We start from the raw sequence: 19,124 nt of genomic DNA on the forward strand, positions 1-19,124 counted from the left end.
GGATTCAGTATAATTTTATATTGAATCCACCTTTTGCTGTAAAAGTATATTTTTTCACTATGATAAATTTTTTACTTGTGTTAGAATATTTATAATTTCAAATTTTACAGGAGGGATATGGTAAAATGGAAAACGTAGGTTTGGTTCTCGAAGGAGGGGGAATGAGAGGACTTTATACAGCGGGTGTTTTGGATTTTTTCATGAATAAGAATCTATACTTTCCATATGTTATAGGAGTCTCTATGGGTGCATGTAATGCTACGTCCTATATTTCAAGGCAAGAGGGAAGAAATAAAAGAATAAATATAAATTATGTGAATGATCCGAGATATCTTAGCTATAAAAACTGGATTTTGAAAAAAGGAATTTTTGGTGCTGACTTTATATTTAATGAGTTGCCGAACAAACTCGAAATATTTGATGCAGACACGTTTAAAAGTGCAGAAGAAAAGTTTGTTGTGGGAGCTACGAATTGTGATACGGGTGAACCTGTTTATTTTGACAAAAGTCAGTGCAAAGATGATATATATGAGGTTATAAAGGCATCGAGCAGTTTACCTTTTATGGCACCTATTGTAAAATATAATGGAATTAATCTTTTGGATGGTGGGATTTCAGATCCTATACCTGTGAAAGAATCAATAAAATATGGGAATACTAAAAATGTTATTATACTTACAAGAAACAGGGGTTATGTAAAAAAGCCGTTTAAGATGAAATTTTTGCTTAAAAAAATATATTCTGATTATAAAGGACTTGTCGATTCAATGTTAAACAGGTATAAAAAATACAATGACACTATAAAATATATTGAGAAACTTGAAAGAGAAGGAAAGGCGTTTGTAATAAGACCTATTGAAACCATGAAGGTAAAGAGAATAGAAAAGAGCAAGAAAAAGTTGACTGAACTTTATGATCAGGGTTATGAAGAAGCGGGTAAATACTATGATCAATTGAGTGAATGGATTGAATCAAATTAAAAATTTGAAGGGAGAATATAGATGGATAAAGGAAAAAGTTACAGTGGATTTAAGTTGATTGAAGACAGGGATATAGTTGAGATAAATTCTCAAGGAATGATTTTCGAGCATGAAAAAAGTGGAGCTCGACTTTTCTATTTGAAGAATGATGATGACAACAAGGTATTTGCAATAAGTTTTAGGACGCCTCCCGAAGATAGCAAGGGAATACCTCATATTTTAGAGCATTCCGTACTTTGCGGGTCAAGAAAGTTCCCTGTAAAGGAACCGTTTGTAGAGCTTGTAAAAGGGTCACTGAATACATTTTTAAATGCATTTACCTTTCCTGATAAAACCATGTATCCCGTTGCAAGTGTAAATGACAAGGATTTTGAGAATCTTATGGACGTATATTTGGATGCAGTGTTTTATCCAAATATATATAAGTATCCCGAAATAATGATGCAGGAGGGATGGCATTATGAAATGGATGATATAGACAGCGATATAACTTATAAAGGTGTTGTCTATAATGAAATGAAAGGTGCATTTTCATCTCCTGAATCAATACTTTTTAGAAAAATTTCCGAATCACTATATCCTGATACTCAATATGCTGTGGAATCAGGCGGCGATCCTGATGTAATACCAGAACTTACAAATGATGAATTCCTAAATTTTCATAAGAAATTCTATCATCCATCCAACAGTTATATATATCTTTACGGAGATATGGACATAGAAGAAAAATTAAAATTTCTTAACGAGAATTATCTAAAAGACTTTGACAGAACGGATATAAATTCAAATTTGATGGAACAGAAGTCATTTGACAGACAGATGGAGATGAATATAAACTACCCTGTGTCAAATTCTGAAAAAGAAGAAGATAAAACATTTTTGAGCTTGAATTATGCTGTTGGAAAGGCATCGAATTCGGAATTGTATTTAGCTTTTGACATACTTGAGTATATGCTCCTTGAGACACCTTCATCTCCAATTAAGAAGGCACTTATAGATTCAAAAATATGCAAAGATGCATTTGGAGTTTTTGAAAGAAGTATTCTTCAGCCTATGTTTAGTATAGTGGCTAAAAATTCAAATGAAGAAGATAAAGAAAAGTTTAAAAGTATAGTAGTTGAAACTCTCGAGGGTCTTGTGAAGAACGGAATAGATAAAAAGCTTGTAGAGTCAAGTATAAATATAAAAGAGTTTGGACTCAGGGAAGCCGATTATCATGGATATCCAAAGGGACTTATATATGGAATGAAGGCAATGGACAGTTGGCTTTATGGCGCAAAACCATATATTCATCTCAGTTATGAGGATAATTTGAAAAAAATAAAAGCTGCACTTCATGAAGACTATTTTGAGAAAATTATAGATAAGTATATCTTGAAAAATCCCCATAGCTCATTTATAATGGTAAAACCTGAAAAGGGACTTGAAGAAAGAAAAGAAGAAATGACAAGGAAAAAGCTTTCAGATTTTAAACATGGATTAAGCAAGCATGAAATTGAAAAGATAAAGGATGATACTATAAATTTAAAAAAGAGACAGCAGGCTGACGACAAAAAAGAAGATCTTGAGAAGATACCTCTTCTTTCAATATCTGATATAGATAAAAAGTCTAAGAAGATAGAACTTGAAATAGAACATGAAAATGACACCGAGATATTGTTCCATCCGGCATTTACAAACGGGATAATTTATCTTAACATGTACTTTGATTCAAGTTCCGTAGATCAGAAACTTATACCATATGTATCGCTTTTATCAATGGTTATTGGAAAAGTAAGCACTCAAAATTATGATTATGAAGAGCTTTCTAAAAACATCAACATATATACTGGAGGAATAACTTTTAATGCAGAAGCTATTTCTGAAAACGGAGACCCTGATTTATTTTATCCGAAGTTTGCTGTAAAGGCAAAGGTTCTAAAAGGCAACATGGATAAACTTTCTGCGCTGCTTGAAGATATAATAAACAATACTAGGTATGATGAGAACAAGAGAATAAAGGAAATAATTCAGGAGATAAAATCTAGAATAGAGATGAACATATTTTCAATAGGACATATTGTGACAGCAAACCATACATTATCGTATTTTTCAAACTCGGGAAAATATGAGGATTTAATGGGTGGAATTGAATTCTATAAATTCATATGTGAACTTGAAGGCGAGTTTGAAACAAAAAAAGAAGAAATATGTGAAAACTTGAAAGAAACTGCTTCACTTGTATTTAATATAAATAATTTAAAAGTCGGTATCACCTCGCAGAAAGAAAATTATAATGCGTTTAAAGGTAATGTTTTAAAAATATGTAGAAACTTAAATAATGAGGATATAAAACATAATAATTATGTGTTTGAAATGGGACCTAAGAATGAAGGGCTTATGACATCTGGAAAAGTTCAATATGTTTCCAAGGCATATAATTTCGAAAAACTTGGGTATGATTACACGGGTAGCCTTCAAGTATTGAAGTCAATAGCAAATTATGATTATCTATGGAATCAAGTTAGAGTACAGGGCGGAGCATATGGATGTTTTTCCACGTTTTCAAGGAATGGAGATATGTTTTTTACTTCCTATAGAGATCCTAATCTTGACAAGACAATAGACATATATGATAAGGCTTCTGAGTTTTTCACTAATTTTAAAGCTGATGACAGGCAGATGAACAAGTATATTATTGGAACAATATCCGATTTAGATCATCCGCTTTCACCATATGCCGAAGGTCAGAGGGCATTTCAAAATTACATGAGAAATATAAGCTTGGATGATATACAAAAAGAAAGAGAAGAAATCCTTGGTACGACAGTTGAGGATATAAGAAAATTTTCAGAACTTGTTTCAAAGGCTATGCAAAAAAATTACTTGTGTGTGCTTGGAAATGAGCAGAAAATTTTAAATAATAAGGACGTATTCAACAGTACTATAAATCTTTTTAAATAATAAAAGAGAGTGCTCCGTTATGGATCGCTCTCTTTTATTATTTATTATTTAATTTTTAATTAAACTGTTTGGTGTGTTGTTTTGTCATAATCTCCAGACTTCAAATCCTTGATCCAGTGTACAACACTCTCATATAGTATGACTACAAGTATGACTATCAGTATGAATGACAATACTGTAAGAAGGGTTTTGCCGTTTGGCATATAGTTTGAGAATATATTCGTGATTGATGCCATAAGTGTCATTATTGAGATAAATGCCATAGGAATTATTGTAAGAGGTATATATTTTTGCTTGCCCATCCTTATGAGCACTGAAGTACCTATTGCAAAGGCTATGGCCGCCAGACTCTGGTTCGCGACACCGAACAGAGGCCAAATCGTTGATATATTTCCTGTATAGAGTAGATATCCCCAGGAAAACGACATCACAAAACTGAAGAATATAATGTTAAACCAGGAATCCTTTCTCTTGAAAGGCTTGTATACTTTTCCAAGAAGGTCTTGGAATAAATATCTTCCTATTCTTGTACCTGAGTCTATGGTTGTCAGTATGAAAAGAGCTTCAAACATTATGCAGAAATGATACCAGTATGACATAAGGCCTTTCATTCCTGGGATTTTATAAAATACATATGACATTCCTACTGCAAGAGATACAGAGCCACCTGGCCTTCCTGCCAGTTGCTCTCCTACCATTTGAGAAAGCATTGGGAGTTCTTTTGGAATCATTCCAAGTTTTTGAAATACAGCTGGAGCCGAGTTTATGGCAAAATAATCAGCTGTTGGCAGACAGGTTGCTGCAATCAATGCCATAAGTGCAATAAAAGATTCTATAAGCATTGAGCCATAACCTATAGGAAGTATGTCCTTTTCATTCGATATAAGTTTAGGTGTAGTACCTGTACTTATAAGTGAATGAAATCCTGAAAGTGCACCACAGGCGATTGTTATAAATACAAATGGTATGACTTTGCCTGGAACAATAGGTCCACCACCGCCTATAAAGCTTGTAAGTGCAGGCATTTGAAGTGTTGGCCTTACAAATATTATGCCTATTACAAGAAGTCCTATTACACCGAGTTTCATGTATGTGCTGAGATAGTCTCTAGGAAGAAGTAGAAGCCATACAGGAAGAACGGATGCAAAGAATCCATATACTGCAAGAATTAATGACATCTGTTTTAAATTAAAAGTAAGGTATGGTGCGAGAACCGAATTCTGTATAGCTGGTCCTGCGATGACGCCTACGAGTATAAGAGCCATTCCAATTACAGTAGCTTCTGCTATTTTTCCAGGCCTTATGAATTTAAGGTATATTCCTATAAAAATAGCTACTGGAATTGTAAAACCTACCGTAAAAGTTCCCCAAGGACTGTTGTAGAGAGAGTTTACAATTGGAAGTCCGAGACCTGCCATTGTTATTACAAGTATGAATATTACAGAAACTGATGTTATGAGTCCCATTCTTTCTCCGAGATTTTTTCTTGCAATCTCAGCTATTGATTGACCATCCTGTCTTACGGATGCAAACAGAATAACCATATCATGTACTCCACCTCCAAGAACACCTCCAATTAATATCCAAAGAGTTCCTGGAAGATAACCGAATTGTGCTGCAAGTACAGGACCTATAAGTGGTCCTGCGCCTGCGATTGCAGCAAAGTGATGACCGAGCAGCACCCACTTGTTGGTTGGGACATAATCATGTCCATCTTCCAGTTTCTTTGACGGAACTTCACGTGTTTCGTCAAGAACAAGAACTTTAGCTGCTATGAAAGATCCGTAAAACCTATAACCTAAGACTAATACGAGTGCACCTACTATTACAAGTACCAACGAGTTCATTTGAAAACCTCCTTCTAATAACTTTAATAGTAATAAAAATATGAAAACAATTTATTAAATCGATTTCATATATATTTTAATACTTTTAGTGAAAATTGAAATGAAAAATCCATGAAGTGATAAAAATAAACTTTGAGCTGTAAAAATAAGGGGGTAATTAACAAATCTAGCTTTTTATAAAAAACATTTACATCTTGACAACTGTAAGTAATTAGTGAAAAATAAAATTGTGGATTTATGTGAATTTTAAAAGGTGGGAGGTGTTTAATATTGATATACGTTCAGCTGCTGGAAAGCATGTCACTTATAGCTCTTGCAGCATATGTCTATAGCCAGACACACATATTTGGCGATCTGCTTGGAGACAACCCTAAGGCTTCAAACAAAATTGTCATTGTAATATTCTTTGGAATACTTGGTATTGTAGGAAATTATACAGGTGTAAATGTAGAACCCTATGCCATTAACAGTATAAACAGCAGTGTCGGAATGAAATCGGGGTATTATATAGGAGTGCATGATGCCATAGCAAATACGCGTCCTATAGCTGCCATTGTTGCAGGATATATTGGAGGACCTTTTCTTGGTGCTGCAGTTGGAGCGATAAGCGGCATAAACAGGTATTTTCTAGGAGGATTTACTGCTCTTTCATGTGCGGTTGCTACTATATGTGAAGGACTTATAGGAGCATTTACAAGAAAATTGTCGAAAGATATTGAATTTAATGTAAAGCATATTTTTATAGGTACAATTGCAGCTGAAGTGCTTCAAATGGCAATCATACTTATTATTTCAAAACCATTTTATGTAGCTGTAAGACTCGTGAATACAATAGCGCTTCCAATGATAATTATAAATTCATCCGGAACTGCCATCTTTGTAAATATAATTAAAAATGCAAGAGAATCATATAATAAAATAAGTGCAATTCACGCACAGAAAGCCTTGAGTATAGCGCAGAAAACGGTTAGTTACATGAGAAGAGGATTAAGCCTTGAGACTGCACGTAATGTGTCCAAAATAATATATGAGATGTCTGATATAGAAGGTGTATTCATAGGAAATAAAAAAGAGATACTTTCTTATTCGGGAATAAAGCTTGATAATAATGTTTTAAAAAAACAAATAGAGGATTATTACAAAAATCCAAAGTATAAAATAATTGAGCTGACTTGTAAAAATAGAAATATATTCTTTGTATTAACTCCTTTTATCATAAGCAATTCAGGTTTTGAGGGTATGCTTGGGCTTGGAGTAAAATCAAAAAAGAGACTTAATGTATATTTCAAACAGTTTGCAGAGGAACTCAATGGACTATTATGCAATCAAATAGAACTTTGCAAACTTAATAAAATGGCCCAGGAGGCATCTGTAGCAAAATTCAAAGCGCTGAGAGCACAGATAGAACCACATTTTTTGTTTAATGCGCTAAATACCATAGCGTCACTTTGCAGGACTGATCCCTTGAAAGCACGTGGACTTATAGTAGATCTTTCGAATTATTTCAGACAGACATTGAAAAAACAGGAGAATTTTTTACCGCTTAGGGATGAGATAGAATTTATTAAATCATATTTATCCATAGAACAGGCAAGATTTGGAGAACGGCTCAAACTAGTTATAGATATACCGGAATCACTTATGAATATTGAAGTGCCTGTATTTGTAATACAGCCGGTGATTGAAAATGCAATAAAACATGGAATACAACCAAAGGCTGAGGGGGGCAGTGTTTTTTTAAAGGCATCTGTTTATGAGGATGATAATAAAAAAAATAGAATACTGTTTTCAATAAAAGATACTGGAATTGGAATGAATTATCAAAAACTCAAGGATATAATTGATAATTCTCATGGGATAGGTCTCAAAAATGTAAATGACCGTTTAAAACTTCTGTATGGCGAAGACTGTAAGATAAATATAAAGACATCGCTGAATAAAGGTACAAAAATAAGTTTTATTATACCAGTTAAGGAGGCCTGTATTTTAAATGAATGATAAATTACACTGTATTATTGTTGAAGATGAAGTGCCGGCGGCACAGGAACTGAAATATGTAATATCTCAATATCACGAGATAGTAGTGGATGATATCATATCAAATGGTGAAGATGGAATTAGATATGTGAGAAGCAGGAGACCAAATGCTGTATTTGTAGATATAAATATGCCGCTTAAAAATGGGGTGGAACTGGCAAGGGAAATTAAGAATTTTGATAATTTGATTGATATAATATTTGTAACTGCCTATGAAGAACATGCGGTAGAAGCGTTCAGATTATATGCACTTGATTATGTCCTTAAACCTTTTGATGAAAAGAGGATAGATATAACAGTAAACAGGCTTATTGACAAATGGAGGCAGAAATCCATGGAAGATGTAAGGGTACCTGAAATGATTGAAGAGATAATGAGTAGAATAGATAAAGAAAAAAAGATAGTTAAAAAGATGCCCTGTGAGAAAAATGGAAAGATATTTCTTGTTAACATAAAAGAAATATATTTTTGTTTTACCAAGGATGAAAAAACTTATGTCAAAACTTCAAGAGGTGTGTATGTTATAGGATATTCACTTTACCAGATAGAAGAAAAAACCAGTTTTTTTAGAACCCATAGAAGTTATCTTGTGAATATGGACAACATAAAAGAAATGTATTCATGGTTTAATGGTACCTATAAATTGATTATGGATGATGATGAAAATTCCGAAATTCCTATAAGCAGAAATAATGTGAAAAAGTTAAAAAAATATCTTAAAATCTAGAAAAGAGGATAATTTTATGTCAAAGATAAATGTAAGTTTGCAGATCTTACCGATTGTTGAAGAAAAGGATTTGTATGGAGTCGTGGACAAGGTTATAGAATATATAGATTCATGCGGTGTCAAATATGAAGTAGGTGCCATGGAGACCACAATGGAAGGCGAACTTGATGAATTGCTCAAAATAATATCTCATGCACAGGATATATGTGTTCAAAATGGAGCAAGCAGAGTGGAGTCTGTAGTAAAGATCGATTACAGACCAAAGGGTGTTACCATGGACGAAAAGATACACAAGTACAGAAATTCAAAATAAAGGAATCCTACATACAGGATTCCCATTTTTCATATAATTTTTCAATTTCAGACTTTATCCTTAGGAGTTCTTTATTTATCTTTTCACTCTTGTCAGGATTGGAATACACTTGTTCAAGGCAAAGTTCCCTTTCAAGTTTTGATACTTCTTCTTCAAAATTGGATATTTTATCTTCTATATTTTTGACCTTCAGTTTTTCTTCTTTTTCGGCTGCTTTTTTAAGGCGTTTTTTCTTTTTTTCATTTTCAATTTGTGTTTTGGTTTTTGTTTTAGAGTTATTCTGCTCCATTAAAGAATCAAATCTAAGAGGATTTTTTTTCTTTTCAATATAATAATTGTAGTTTCCGATATATTCCGCTACACCATTTTCCTTCAGCTCGTATATTTTGCTGGCTACCTTGTTCAAAAAATATCTGTCATGGGATATCAAAAGTACTGTTCCATCATAATTCAAAAGAGCCTTTTCAAGAGCTTCCCTGGACATTATGTCAAGATGATTCGTAGGTTCATCAAGAAGTAGAAAGTTGGATTTGGACAACATAAGTTTCAGCAAATTGATTCGGCATCTCTCTCCACCGCTGAGAGAGGAAATTTTTCTAAAAACATCATCTCCGGTAAATAAAAAGGCAGCCAGTGCATTTCTTACTTCTGTCGTTGTAAGTTTGGGAAATGTATCCCAGACTTCATCTATGACGGTTTTATCCATGTTCAAGTTTGATTGTTCCTGATCATAATATCCTATAAATACATTTTTACCAATGGAACAAATTCCATCATATTTATCTATTTCGTTCATTATAATTCTGAAAATTGTAGTTTTTCCTCTGCCATTTTCACCAAGTACGGCAGTTCTTTCACCTTTTTTTATATCAAAATTTACATTTGAAAATAATTTGATGTCATCAAAGCTTTTTCCAAGATTTTCTATATGAAGAACATCGTTTCCGCTTTTTATCTGTGCAGTAAAATTGACATTTCTCAATTTAGGTGCTTTATCTGGGGCATCCAGTCTTTCAATTTTATCCAACCTTTTTTGACGACTTTCTGCAGCTTTTATACTTTTTTCCCGATTAAAAGACCTGTATTTTTCAATTACGGCTTCCTGTCGTTTTATTTCAGCTTGTTGTATGTTGTAAGCTTTGAGCTGAGTTTCATAATTTTTTTGACTCAATTCTATAAACTTTGAGTAGTTTCCGTTATAAAAATTCATATGACCATTTATTAATTCCATAGTTTGGAAAGTTACAGAATCCAGGAAGTATCTGTCATGGGATATTAAAATTACTGTTCCCTTGTAGCTTTTTAGGTATTCTTCAAGCCATTCTATTGCATCCAGATCAAGGTGGTTTGTTGGTTCATCAAGAAGTAATATATTTGGTTTTATAAGAAGAAGTTTGCAAAGTGCAACTCTTGTCTTCTGACCGCCGCTCAGAAGATTTATTTCCTTGTCAAAGTCAATTTCAAAGAACCCGAGTCCCTTGAGTACCCTGCTTATTTCGGCTTTATATGTATAACCACCTCTGTTTACATATAGTTCGGAATAAGTTGCATAATCATTTATCAGTTTATTTTGGTAAGATTCGTTGTTTTTATCATAGGGTTGATTCATCAAGTTTTCCAGCTTGGAAAGTTTGTTCTCTATATCTATAATATCTTTAAATACAACAAGCATTTCATCATAAATTGTGTTTGATGATTTCAAGGACAGATGCTGTGCTAGATATCCTGTGGTCTTTGCTTTGTCTATATACAGATCACCGCCATCTTGTTCCAATTCACCTGTTAGTATTTTGAACAAAGTAGATTTGCCGGCGCCGTTTGGCCCTATTAATCCTACTTTGTCACCTTCATTTATGTTAAAGGTAACATTATTTAATATAACATCTTCGCCGTAGCTCTTATGAATATTTTTACAGCTTAAAATTATCATAGTAAGACACCATCCTTAACGTATATATTTTACTATTTATATATAAAATTTTGTAGTGCTTTTTAAAATAATTATATAATTTTGATGTGTTGCATACATTATTAGTACTGCAAAATCAATAAATAAAGAGATTAGACTATTGACATCTTATAGACATAAATAATACTATTAAATAGGAAAGTATAGTAAAATGATGCAATTTGGGATTTATGAAATTAAAACATATTATAAATAGTAAATAACAAATAGTAAATTAAAACAAATAAGAGGTGCAGTTATGGACAAGAAAAAAAACATATCAATGGCAGTTATAAAGAGACTTCCCAAATATCATAGATACTTGGGATATCTTGTAAGAAATGATGTTGATAGAATATCTTCTAAAGAGTTAAGCGAAACTATAGGATTTACAGCATCACAAATAAGGCAGGATCTTAATTGTTTTGGAGATTTCGGCCAGCAGGGATATGGATACAATGTGAGTGAGCTATATAATGAAATAATGAACATACTGGGGCTCAGCAAAATTTATAATACGGCAATAATTGGTGCTGGAAATATAGGTCAAGCTTTAGCAAATTATACTAGATTTGAGAAACTTGGCTTTAAGCTTCAAGTTATTTTTGATATAAACCCTAAGCTTGTAGGTATTAAAATAAGGGATATTGAAATAAAAGATATTGATTATCTTTATGATTATATTAAAGAAAATGTCATAGATATAGGAATAATATGCGTTCCAAGTAATAATGCCCAAAAAGTATGTGATGTCCTGGTTAAGAATGGAGTTAAAGGAATATGGAATTTCGCTCCTGTTGATCTTGTGGTTCCTGATGATGTAAAGGTTGAAAATGTTCATTTAAGTGATAGTTTGCTTACACTCACGTGTCTTTTAAATGAGATTGAATAGGTAAATTTTTAATATATTTCAATAAAAATGTATAAATAAATATTTTTTTATGATTATTATTGAAATATAGAAATTCAGAGTATATAATAATAGTTGAAGCTTGTGCTTCAACTATTATTATAACTAAACTTGTGATATTATTAACAATGATTTGTTAAAAAGTATTATAAGAATAAAGGTTGTTGGGAGGATTCGGTATGGATTTTAAGAATGTTATTTTTGAGAAAGAAGAAAAGATAGCAACGCTTACCATTAACAGACCTAAAGCATTAAATGCGCTTAACTCGGAAACGCTAACTGAAATCGATTGTGTTGTCGATCAGGTAGCTGCTGATGACGAGATACTTGCATTGATAATTACAGGTGCTGGAAAATCTTTTGTCGCAGGAGCAGACATATCAGAAATGAAAGATTTGAATGCTGCTGCAGGAAGAAAGTTTGGAATTTTGGGAAACAACGTATTTAAAAAGTTGGAGAATCTTGAGAAACCTGTTATTGCAGCTGTAAATGGATTTGCATTAGGAGGAGGTTGTGAGCTATCTTTAGCATGTGATATAAGAATAGCTTCTTCAAAGGCTAAATTTGGACAACCAGAATCTGGACTTGGAATTACGCCCGGTTTTGGAGGAACTCAGAGACTTCCTAGACTGGTAGGAACAGGAGTGGCTAAAGAGCTGATATATACTGCAAAGATGATAAAAGCAGATGAAGCTTTTAGAATTGGTCTTGTAAACAAAGTAGTAGAACCAGATGCTCTTTTAGATGAAGTAAAATCACTTGCAAATCAGATAGTTGCAAATGCACCAATAGCTGTTAAATTGTGTAAGGCAGCTATAAACAAGGGAATACAAACTGATATAGTTACAGGTACTTCATATGAATCAGAAGTATTTGGAGAATGTTTTGCTACAGAGGATCAAAAAGAGGGAATGGGTGCTTTCTTGGAAAAAAGAGATAAGACATTCATGAATAAATAGATTCGCTAGGTAATTATTAGATTCGCTAGGTAATTATTAGAGGAGGTAAAAATATATGGATTTTACACTAACCAGGGAACAAGAATTTGTAAAGCAAATGGTGAGGGAATTTACGGAAAATGAAGTTAAGCCTTTAGCTTCCGAAATAGATGAAACAGAAAGATTCCCAAGAGAAACAGTAGACAAAATGGCTAAATACGGTATGATGGGAATACCTTTTCCAAAAAAATATGGTGGAGCAGGTGGAGATACTCTTTCCTACATAATAGCAGTAGAAGAGCTTTCAAAAGCTTGTGGTACAACAGGCGTTATTTTGTCGGCACATACATCTCTTTGCGCATCACTTCTTGAACAATTCGGTAATGAAGATCAAAAACAAAAATATTTGGTTCCACTAGCAAAAGGTGAAAAAATAGGTGCATTTGGACTTACTGAACCTAATGCAGGTACTGATGCGTCAGGACAACAGAGTTTGGCTGTCCTTGAGGGAGATCATTATGTACTTAATGGGCAGAAAATATTTATAACAAATGGTGGAGTTGCAGATGTATTTGTAGTATTTGCAATGACTGACAGAAGCAAAGGAAATCATGGAATATCCGCATTCATACTTGAAAAGGGAATGCCTGGATTTTCAATTGGAAAACTTGAGAATAAAATGGGTATAAGAGCTTCATCAACTACTGAACTTATATTTGAAGATTGTATTGTTCCAAAAGAAAACCTTGTCGGCAGAGAAGGAAAGGGCTTTGGAATAGCAATGAAAACTCTTGATGGAGGAAGAATTGGAATCGCAGCTCAGGCACTTGGAATAGCAGAAGGTGCACTTGGTGAAGCCATTGAATATATGAAAGAGAGAAAACAGTTTGGAAGATCACTTAACAGATTCCAGGGACTTGCATGGACTGTTGCAGATCTTGATACAAAGATACAGGCAGCAAAATATCTAGTATATAAGGCTGCTTTAAACAAGGATGCACATGTACCTTATACTGTAGATGCAGCAAGAGCAAAGCTTATGGCTGCAAATGTTGCTATGGAAACTACAACAAAAGTTGTACAACTTTTTGGAGGATATGGATATACAAAGGATTATCCTGTAGAAAGAATGATGAGAGATGCTAAAATAACTGAAATATATGAAGGAACTTCAGAAGTACAAAAAATTGTTATTTCCGGAAGTCTATTTAGGTAGGAGGGGCGCATAATGAATATTGTTGTTTGTTTAAAGCAGGTACCAGATACAAATGAAGTTAAAATAGATCCAAAAACAGGTACACTTATAAGAGAAGGTGTTCCATCAATAATAAATCCAGATGACAAAAATGCTGTTGAGGAATCAATTGCCATGAAGGAAAAGGTTGGAGGAAAGGTTACTATAATAAGTATGGGACCTCCACAGGCAGAAAATGCACTCAGGGAAGCACTTGCCATGGGAGCTGATGAAGCAATATTAATATCCGATAGAGCATTTGCCGGTGCAGATACTTGCGCTACTGCATATGCACTTTCAGGAGCACTTAAGAAGCTTGATTATGATGTAATTTTTGCAGGAAGACAGGCTATAGACGGAGATACTGCTCAGGTTGGACCTGAAATAGCAGAATTTTTGGGAATACCGCAGATAACTTATGTAGAAAAAGTCGACATTGATGGAGATTCATTGATTGTAAAGAAAGCTTGGGAAGATGGATATGAAACAGTAAAGGTCAATACGCCGGTATTGTTGACTGCTATAAAAGAATTAAATAATCCAAGATATATGCATATGGAAAACATATTTAAAATGTTCGACAAGGAAGTAAAAATATGGAGTGCTGATGATCTTGAAGTTGATAAGAAGAGACTTGGACTTAAGGGCTCTCCAACAAAAGTAAAAAGATCAGCTACGAAAGAAGCAAGAGGAGCTGGCGAAGTTGTTAATAAACCAGTTAAAGAAGCAGTATCATATGCAATTTCAAAATTAAAAGAAAAGCATGTTATTTAATTTAGGAGGGATTTATGATGAATATAGCAGATTACAAAGGCGTATGGGTATTTGCTGAACAGAGAGATGGAGAGCTTCAAAAGGTAGCTCTTGAATTGCTTGGAAAAGGAAGGGAACTTGCAGACAAGTTGAATGTAGAACTTACTGCAGTACTTCTTGGGAGCGATATAGATGGTATTGCAAAAGAGCTTACGGAATATGGAGCAGACAAAGTATTATATGCCGATAGTCCTCTCTTGAAGCATTACACTACTGATGGATATACAAAGGTAATTGCAGACCTTGTAAATGATAGAAAACCAGAAGTTGTACTTATAGGTGCGACTTTTATAGGAAGAGATTTGGGCCCAAGATTGGCTGCAAGGCTTATTACAGGACTTACAGCTGATTGTACGGGACTTGATATAGACAAAGATACTAATAATTTGATGATGACAAGACCGGCTTTTGGTGGAAATCTTATGGCAACTATAGTATGTGGTGATCACAGACCTCAGATGTCTACAGTAAGACCGGGCGTGTTTGAGAAAATAGAAAAAGGTTCAGTTAAAGCTGGAACTGTAGAAAAAATAAAAGCAGATATAAGTAAAGAAGACATTAAGGTACAGGTACAGGATGTAGTTAAGCTTGCCAAAGATGCAGTTGACATTGGAGAAGCAAAGGTAATTGTCTCTGGTGGAAGAGGTCTTGGAAGCAAAGAAGGATTTAAAGTTCTTAAAGAGTTGGCTGATTTGCTTGAAGGAAGCCTTGGAGGCTCACGTGCAGCAGTCGATAATGGATGGATAGACAAGGCATATCAGGTTGGACAGACAGGAAAAACAGTAAGACCAACACTTTACATAGCGTGTGGAATATCTGGAGCGCTGCAGCATCTTGCAGGTATGCAGGATAGTGGATATATACTTGCTATAAACAAAGACGAAGATGCAGCAATAATGAAAGTGGCAGATCTTGCTATTGTTGGAGATTACACTAAAGTTGTTCCTGAACTTGTAGAACAGATTAAAGCCTTGAATTAATTAGAAGAATTATATTCTATATATAGATTTAATTTTTAAATAAATACAATTAATTAAGGGAGGAAATACACATGAAAAAAGTATGCGTTCTTGGAGCAGGCACAATGGGATCTGGAATAGCTCAGGCTTTTGCAGCAAAAGGTTGTGAAGTAGTAATAAGAGATATAAAAGATGAATTTGTTGAAAGAGGAATTTCAGGAATAAAAAAGGGCCTTGACAAAAGAGTTGCAAAAGGAAAGATGTCACAGGCTGATGCTGATGCTATAACTTCCAGAATAAGTGGAACAGTTGACCTTGAAAAGGCAGCTGATTGCGATTTGGTAGTTGAAGCAGCAGTTGAGAACATGAACATCAAAAAACAGATATTTGGAGACTTGGATAAAATATGCAAGCCAGAAACAATACTTGCATCAAATACTTCTTCACTTTCAATAACAGAAATAGCAGCTGCTACAAATAGACCGGACAAGGTTATAGGAATGCATTTTTTCAATCCGGCACCTGTAATGAAGCTTGTTGAGGTAATAAGAGGTATGGCTACTTCACAGGAAACTTTTGAAGCAGTAAAGGAATTGTCAGTTTCAATAGGAAAAGATCCTGTTGAAGTAGCAGAAGCTCCTGGATTTGTTGTAAACAGAATACTTATACCAATGATAAACGAAGCAGTAGGAATATATGCAGAGGGTATAGCTTCCGCAGAGGATATAGACAAGGCGATGAAACTTGGAGCAAATCATCCAATGGGACCTTTGGCTCTTGGAGATCTTATAGGTCTTGATGTATGTCTTGCTATAATGGATGTATTATATAATGAAACAGGAGATTCAAAGTACAGGGCTCACTCGCTTCTTAGAAAATATGTAAGAGCAGGATGGCTTGGAAGAAAGAGCAAAAAAGGATTTTTTGATTATACAAAATAGTTGAAAGTATAATTATAAAGAGAATGTTGAAACCTCGTGTTTTGGCATTTTCTTTTTTGTTATTAAGATTTTTAGTAAAGTGCATTTAAGGAGTCAATGTGATATAATTATAAAAGCTTATGTTGAAATCAATGTAGGCTCTATAGGTTTTTACAAGTTTTACAAATGGGGTGAATATAATGTACAAAATTGTAGACAAAAAATCTCTTGCGCCTAATATATTCTCTATGGATATAGAAGCACCTAGAGTAGCTAAATCCTGTCTCCCAGGACAATTTGTCATAGTCATAATGGATGAAAAAGGAGAGAGAATACCTCTCACTATTTGTGATTATGATGAAAATAAGGGAACAGTAAAGATAGTTTTTCAGACGCTTGGAGAATCAACGAAAGAAATGGCAAAATATGAAGTAGGACAATACTTTAATGATTTTGTCGGACCGCTTGGTCAGCCATCAGACTTGACACAGGAGAATCAGGAAGAACTTGAGAAGAAAAATATTATATTTGTAGCAGGTGGTGTTGGAACGGCACCTGTTTATCCGCAGGTTAAATGGCTAAGTAAGCATGGAATAAAGGCGGATGTTATTGTAGGATGTAAGTCCAAGGACTATTTGTTGTTTGAAGATGAATTAAAATCCGTTGCAGGTAACTTGTATATAGCTACTGATGATGGAAGTTATGGATATAAAGGATTTGTTACTGATAAACTCAAGGAGCTTATCGAGAAAGAACATAAGGAATACAATCATGCAGTTGTTATAGGACCTATGATCATGATGAAGTTTATGTCGCAACTCACAAAGAAATATGACATAAAAACAATAGTAAGTTTAAATCCTATAATGGTTGATGGAACAGGAATGTGTGGTGCCTGCAGGGTTACAGTAGGTGGAGAAGTCAGATTTGCCTGTGTTGACGGACCGGAGTTTGACGGACACCTTGTAAACTTTGACGAGGCAATGAGAAGACAGACAATGTACAAAACTGAAGAAGGAAGAAAGATTTTAAAGGCAGAAGAGGGAGATACATTTCATAGAAAAGGCTGCCAGTGCGGAGGTGACAAGTAATGGCTGTAGATAGAATGAAAAGGACGCCTATAAGAGAACAGGATCCAAAGGTAAGGGCTACTAATTTTGAAGAAGTATGCCTTGGATACACAGAGGAAGAAGCAGTAATTGAAGCATCAAGGTGTCTCAACTGCAAAAAGCCTATGTGTGTTGGAAAATGTCCGGTTTCAATAAGTATACCTAAGTTCATCGAGCAGGTTAAAAATAAAAATTTCGAACAGGCAGCAAAGATAATAGCAGAATCAAGTGCACTTCCTGCAGTCTGTGGAAGAGTGTGTCCTCAGGAGAGCCAGTGTGAAGGAAAGTGTGTTCTTGGAATAAAAGGAGAGCCTATTGCAATTGGAAAACTTGAGAGATTTGTTGCAGACTGGTCTAGAAAGAACAATGTTGATCTTTCAGAAAGAAAACCTGAAAATGGTAAAAAGGTTGCTGTAATAGGAAGTGGACCTTCGGGACTTACATGTGCAGGTGATCTTGCAAAGCTTGGTTATAAGGTTACGATTTTTGAAGCATTACACAAGGCAGGTGGAGTTCTTGTATATGGAATTCCAGAGTTTAGACTTCCTAAAGACACTGTAGTTGAACATGAAGTTGAAAATGTAAGAAAACTTGGTGTTGAGATAGATACGGATGTAATTGTAGGGAGAACTATAACTATAGATCAGCTTTTGAATGAAGAGGGCTTTGATGCTGTATTTATAGGCTCTGGAGCAGGGCTTCCAAGATTTATGGGAATACCTGGTGAAAACCTTAATGGTGTGTTCTCGGCAAATGAATTTTTGACAAGAAGCAATCTCATGAAGGCTTTTAAATCTGATTATGATACCCCTATAAAGGTTGGCGAGAAAGTTGTTGTTGTAGGTGGAGGAAATGTTGCAATGGATGCCGCAAGAACAGCGCTTAGACTTGGAGCTGAAGTACATGTTGTGTACAGACGATCTGCAGAGGAGATACCTGCAAGAGCAGAAGAAGTACATCATGCACAGCAGGAGGGAATCAAGTTTGAACTCCTGACAAATCCAGTTTCGATAATTGGTGATGACAAAGGATGGGTAAAGTCGATAAAGTGCATAAGAATGGAACTTGGTGAACCTGATGCATCTGGAAGAAGAAGACCGGTTGAAATAAAGGGATCGGAATTTGATATTGATACAGATACTGTAATAATGGCACTTGGTACGTCTCCTAATCCGCTTATATCTTCTACTACAAAAGGATTGGATGTAAACAAGAGAAGATGTATAGTTGCAGAAGAAGAGACTGGAAAGACTTCGAGAGAAGCTATATATGCAGGTGGAGATGCTGTAACTGGAGCAGCCACCGTTATACTGGCCATGGGTGCGGGAAAGAAAGCTGCAAAGTCCATAGACGAATATCTGCAGTCAAAATAAATTCCAACAAAAGTTGTGCACATTGTGCACAACTTTTATTATTGGGTATAATATATAGAGAATAGGAGAGATG

Annotated in this window: 15 protein-coding genes; 13 read left to right on the forward strand and 2 right to left on the reverse strand. The window is 34.5% G+C overall.

Translation table 11 applies throughout. The features are described from left to right. The first annotated feature begins 125 nt into the window (after positions 1-125). Positions 126-980 carry a patatin-like phospholipase family protein gene (locus tag AC4CVH_RS09195; RefSeq protein WP_490787461.1) on the forward strand — a complete coding sequence of 285 codons (855 nt, stop codon included), beginning with the start codon at positions 126-128 and terminating at the stop codon, positions 978-980. 21 nt (positions 981-1,001) lie between these two features. Beyond that, a complete protein-coding gene (locus AC4CVH_RS09200; RefSeq protein WP_490787462.1) occupies positions 1,002-3,923 on the forward strand; it encodes an insulinase family protein in 2,922 nt (973 codons plus the stop codon). Between the two features lie 59 nt (positions 3,924-3,982). Here AC4CVH_RS09200 and AC4CVH_RS09205 read toward each other — a convergent pair whose 3' ends face one another. Then, the gene (locus AC4CVH_RS09205) at positions 3,983-5,770 is read right to left on the reverse strand and encodes a carbon starvation CstA family protein (protein ID WP_490787463.1); all 1,788 of its coding nucleotides are present in this window, start codon (positions 5,768-5,770) and stop codon (positions 3,983-3,985) included. 270 nt (positions 5,771-6,040) lie between these two features. On the opposite strand from AC4CVH_RS09205, the gene AC4CVH_RS09210 reads away from it, so the two are divergent. The 3 genes from AC4CVH_RS09210 to AC4CVH_RS09220 are packed head-to-tail and all read left to right on the forward strand — an operon-like array spanning position 6,041 to position 8,847. Then, positions 6,041-7,768, forward strand: a complete 1,728-nt coding sequence (locus AC4CVH_RS09210; RefSeq protein ID WP_490787464.1) for a LytS/YhcK type 5TM receptor domain-containing protein — start codon at positions 6,041-6,043, stop codon at positions 7,766-7,768. Further along, positions 7,761-8,534: a LytR/AlgR family response regulator transcription factor gene (locus AC4CVH_RS09215; RefSeq protein ID WP_490787465.1), complete on the forward strand. Its 774-nt coding sequence runs from the start codon at positions 7,761-7,763 to the stop codon at positions 8,532-8,534. The genes AC4CVH_RS09210 and AC4CVH_RS09215 overlap by 8 nt, the downstream gene beginning before the upstream one ends. A gap of 16 nt (positions 8,535-8,550) precedes the next feature. After that, positions 8,551-8,847 (forward strand): thiamine-binding protein, encoded by a 297-nt coding sequence (locus tag AC4CVH_RS09220; protein ID WP_490787466.1) that lies wholly within the window; start codon positions 8,551-8,553, stop codon positions 8,845-8,847. 7 nt (positions 8,848-8,854) lie between these two features. On the opposite strand, the gene AC4CVH_RS09225 is transcribed toward AC4CVH_RS09220, so the two are convergent. Beyond that, complete coding sequence (locus AC4CVH_RS09225) at positions 8,855-10,777, reverse strand: ABC-F family ATP-binding cassette domain-containing protein (protein ID WP_490787467.1); 1,923 nt, start codon at positions 10,775-10,777, stop codon at positions 8,855-8,857. A gap of 277 nt (positions 10,778-11,054) precedes the next feature. Here AC4CVH_RS09225 and AC4CVH_RS09230 point away from each other — a divergent pair, with 277 nt between their 5' ends. The 8 genes from AC4CVH_RS09230 to gltA all read left to right on the forward strand — a co-directional run bounded on the left by AC4CVH_RS09230 (position 11,055) and on the right by gltA (position 19,051). Beyond that, positions 11,055-11,687 carry a redox-sensing transcriptional repressor Rex gene (locus AC4CVH_RS09230; protein ID WP_490787468.1) on the forward strand — a complete coding sequence of 211 codons (633 nt, stop codon included), beginning with the start codon at positions 11,055-11,057 and terminating at the stop codon, positions 11,685-11,687. Positions 11,688-11,884: 197 nt separating this feature from the next. Continuing rightward, entirely contained in the window at positions 11,885-12,664 is a 780-nt protein-coding gene (locus tag AC4CVH_RS09235) for a short-chain-enoyl-CoA hydratase (RefSeq protein ID WP_490787469.1), read from the forward strand. 55 nt (positions 12,665-12,719) lie between these two features. Beyond that, the gene (locus tag AC4CVH_RS09240) at positions 12,720-13,859 is read left to right on the forward strand and encodes an acyl-CoA dehydrogenase (RefSeq protein WP_490787470.1); all 1,140 of its coding nucleotides are present in this window, start codon (positions 12,720-12,722) and stop codon (positions 13,857-13,859) included. Between the two features lie 12 nt (positions 13,860-13,871). Beyond that, positions 13,872-14,651, forward strand: coding sequence for an electron transfer flavoprotein subunit beta (locus tag AC4CVH_RS09245; RefSeq protein WP_490787471.1), 780 nt, complete (start codon positions 13,872-13,874; stop codon positions 14,649-14,651). A 17-nt stretch (positions 14,652-14,668) separates the two neighbouring features. Continuing rightward, a complete protein-coding gene (locus AC4CVH_RS09250; protein WP_490787553.1) occupies positions 14,669-15,670 on the forward strand; it encodes an electron transfer flavoprotein subunit alpha/FixB family protein in 1,002 nt (333 codons plus the stop codon). 71 nt (positions 15,671-15,741) lie between these two features. Further along, positions 15,742-16,590: a 3-hydroxybutyryl-CoA dehydrogenase gene (locus AC4CVH_RS09255; RefSeq protein WP_490787472.1), complete on the forward strand. Its 849-nt coding sequence runs from the start codon at positions 15,742-15,744 to the stop codon at positions 16,588-16,590. Positions 16,591-16,769: 179 nt separating this feature from the next. Continuing rightward, positions 16,770-17,660, forward strand: coding sequence for a sulfide/dihydroorotate dehydrogenase-like FAD/NAD-binding protein (locus AC4CVH_RS09260; RefSeq protein WP_490787473.1), 891 nt, complete (start codon positions 16,770-16,772; stop codon positions 17,658-17,660). After that, positions 17,660-19,051, forward strand: coding sequence for an NADPH-dependent glutamate synthase (gltA, locus tag AC4CVH_RS09265; RefSeq protein WP_490787474.1), 1,392 nt, complete (start codon positions 17,660-17,662; stop codon positions 19,049-19,051). Before AC4CVH_RS09260 ends, gltA begins: the two co-directional genes overlap by 1 nt. The last annotated feature ends 73 nt before the right edge of the window (positions 19,052-19,124 follow it).

The sequence above is a fragment of the Clostridium pabulibutyricum genome, assembly GCF_058242705.1.

What these genes read in the sequence shown, in the direction of transcription:
- AC4CVH_RS09250 (WP_490787553.1), top strand. Translation starts at nt 14,669, where the DNA reads ATGAATATAGCAGATTACAAAGGCGTATGGGTATTTGCTGAACAGAGA.
- AC4CVH_RS09205 (WP_490787463.1), bottom strand. Translation starts at nt 5,770, where the DNA reads ATGAACTCGTTGGTACTTGTAATAGTAGGTGCACTCGTATTAGTCTTA.
- AC4CVH_RS09255 (WP_490787472.1), top strand. Translation starts at nt 15,742, where the DNA reads ATGAAAAAAGTATGCGTTCTTGGAGCAGGCACAATGGGATCTGGAATA.
- AC4CVH_RS09260 (WP_490787473.1), top strand. Translation starts at nt 16,770, where the DNA reads ATGTACAAAATTGTAGACAAAAAATCTCTTGCGCCTAATATATTCTCT.
- AC4CVH_RS09215 (WP_490787465.1), top strand. Translation starts at nt 7,761, where the DNA reads ATGAATGATAAATTACACTGTATTATTGTTGAAGATGAAGTGCCGGCG.
- AC4CVH_RS09240 (WP_490787470.1), top strand. Translation starts at nt 12,720, where the DNA reads ATGGATTTTACACTAACCAGGGAACAAGAATTTGTAAAGCAAATGGTG.
- AC4CVH_RS09195 (WP_490787461.1), top strand. Translation starts at nt 126, where the DNA reads ATGGAAAACGTAGGTTTGGTTCTCGAAGGAGGGGGAATGAGAGGACTT.
- AC4CVH_RS09235 (WP_490787469.1), top strand. Translation starts at nt 11,885, where the DNA reads ATGGATTTTAAGAATGTTATTTTTGAGAAAGAAGAAAAGATAGCAACG.
- AC4CVH_RS09245 (WP_490787471.1), top strand. Translation starts at nt 13,872, where the DNA reads ATGAATATTGTTGTTTGTTTAAAGCAGGTACCAGATACAAATGAAGTT.
- AC4CVH_RS09225 (WP_490787467.1), bottom strand. Translation starts at nt 10,777, where the DNA reads ATGATAATTTTAAGCTGTAAAAATATTCATAAGAGCTACGGCGAAGAT.
- gltA (WP_490787474.1), top strand. Translation starts at nt 17,660, where the DNA reads ATGGCTGTAGATAGAATGAAAAGGACGCCTATAAGAGAACAGGATCCA.
- AC4CVH_RS09220 (WP_490787466.1), top strand. Translation starts at nt 8,551, where the DNA reads ATGTCAAAGATAAATGTAAGTTTGCAGATCTTACCGATTGTTGAAGAA.
- AC4CVH_RS09200 (WP_490787462.1), top strand. Translation starts at nt 1,002, where the DNA reads ATGGATAAAGGAAAAAGTTACAGTGGATTTAAGTTGATTGAAGACAGG.
- AC4CVH_RS09230 (WP_490787468.1), top strand. Translation starts at nt 11,055, where the DNA reads ATGGACAAGAAAAAAAACATATCAATGGCAGTTATAAAGAGACTTCCC.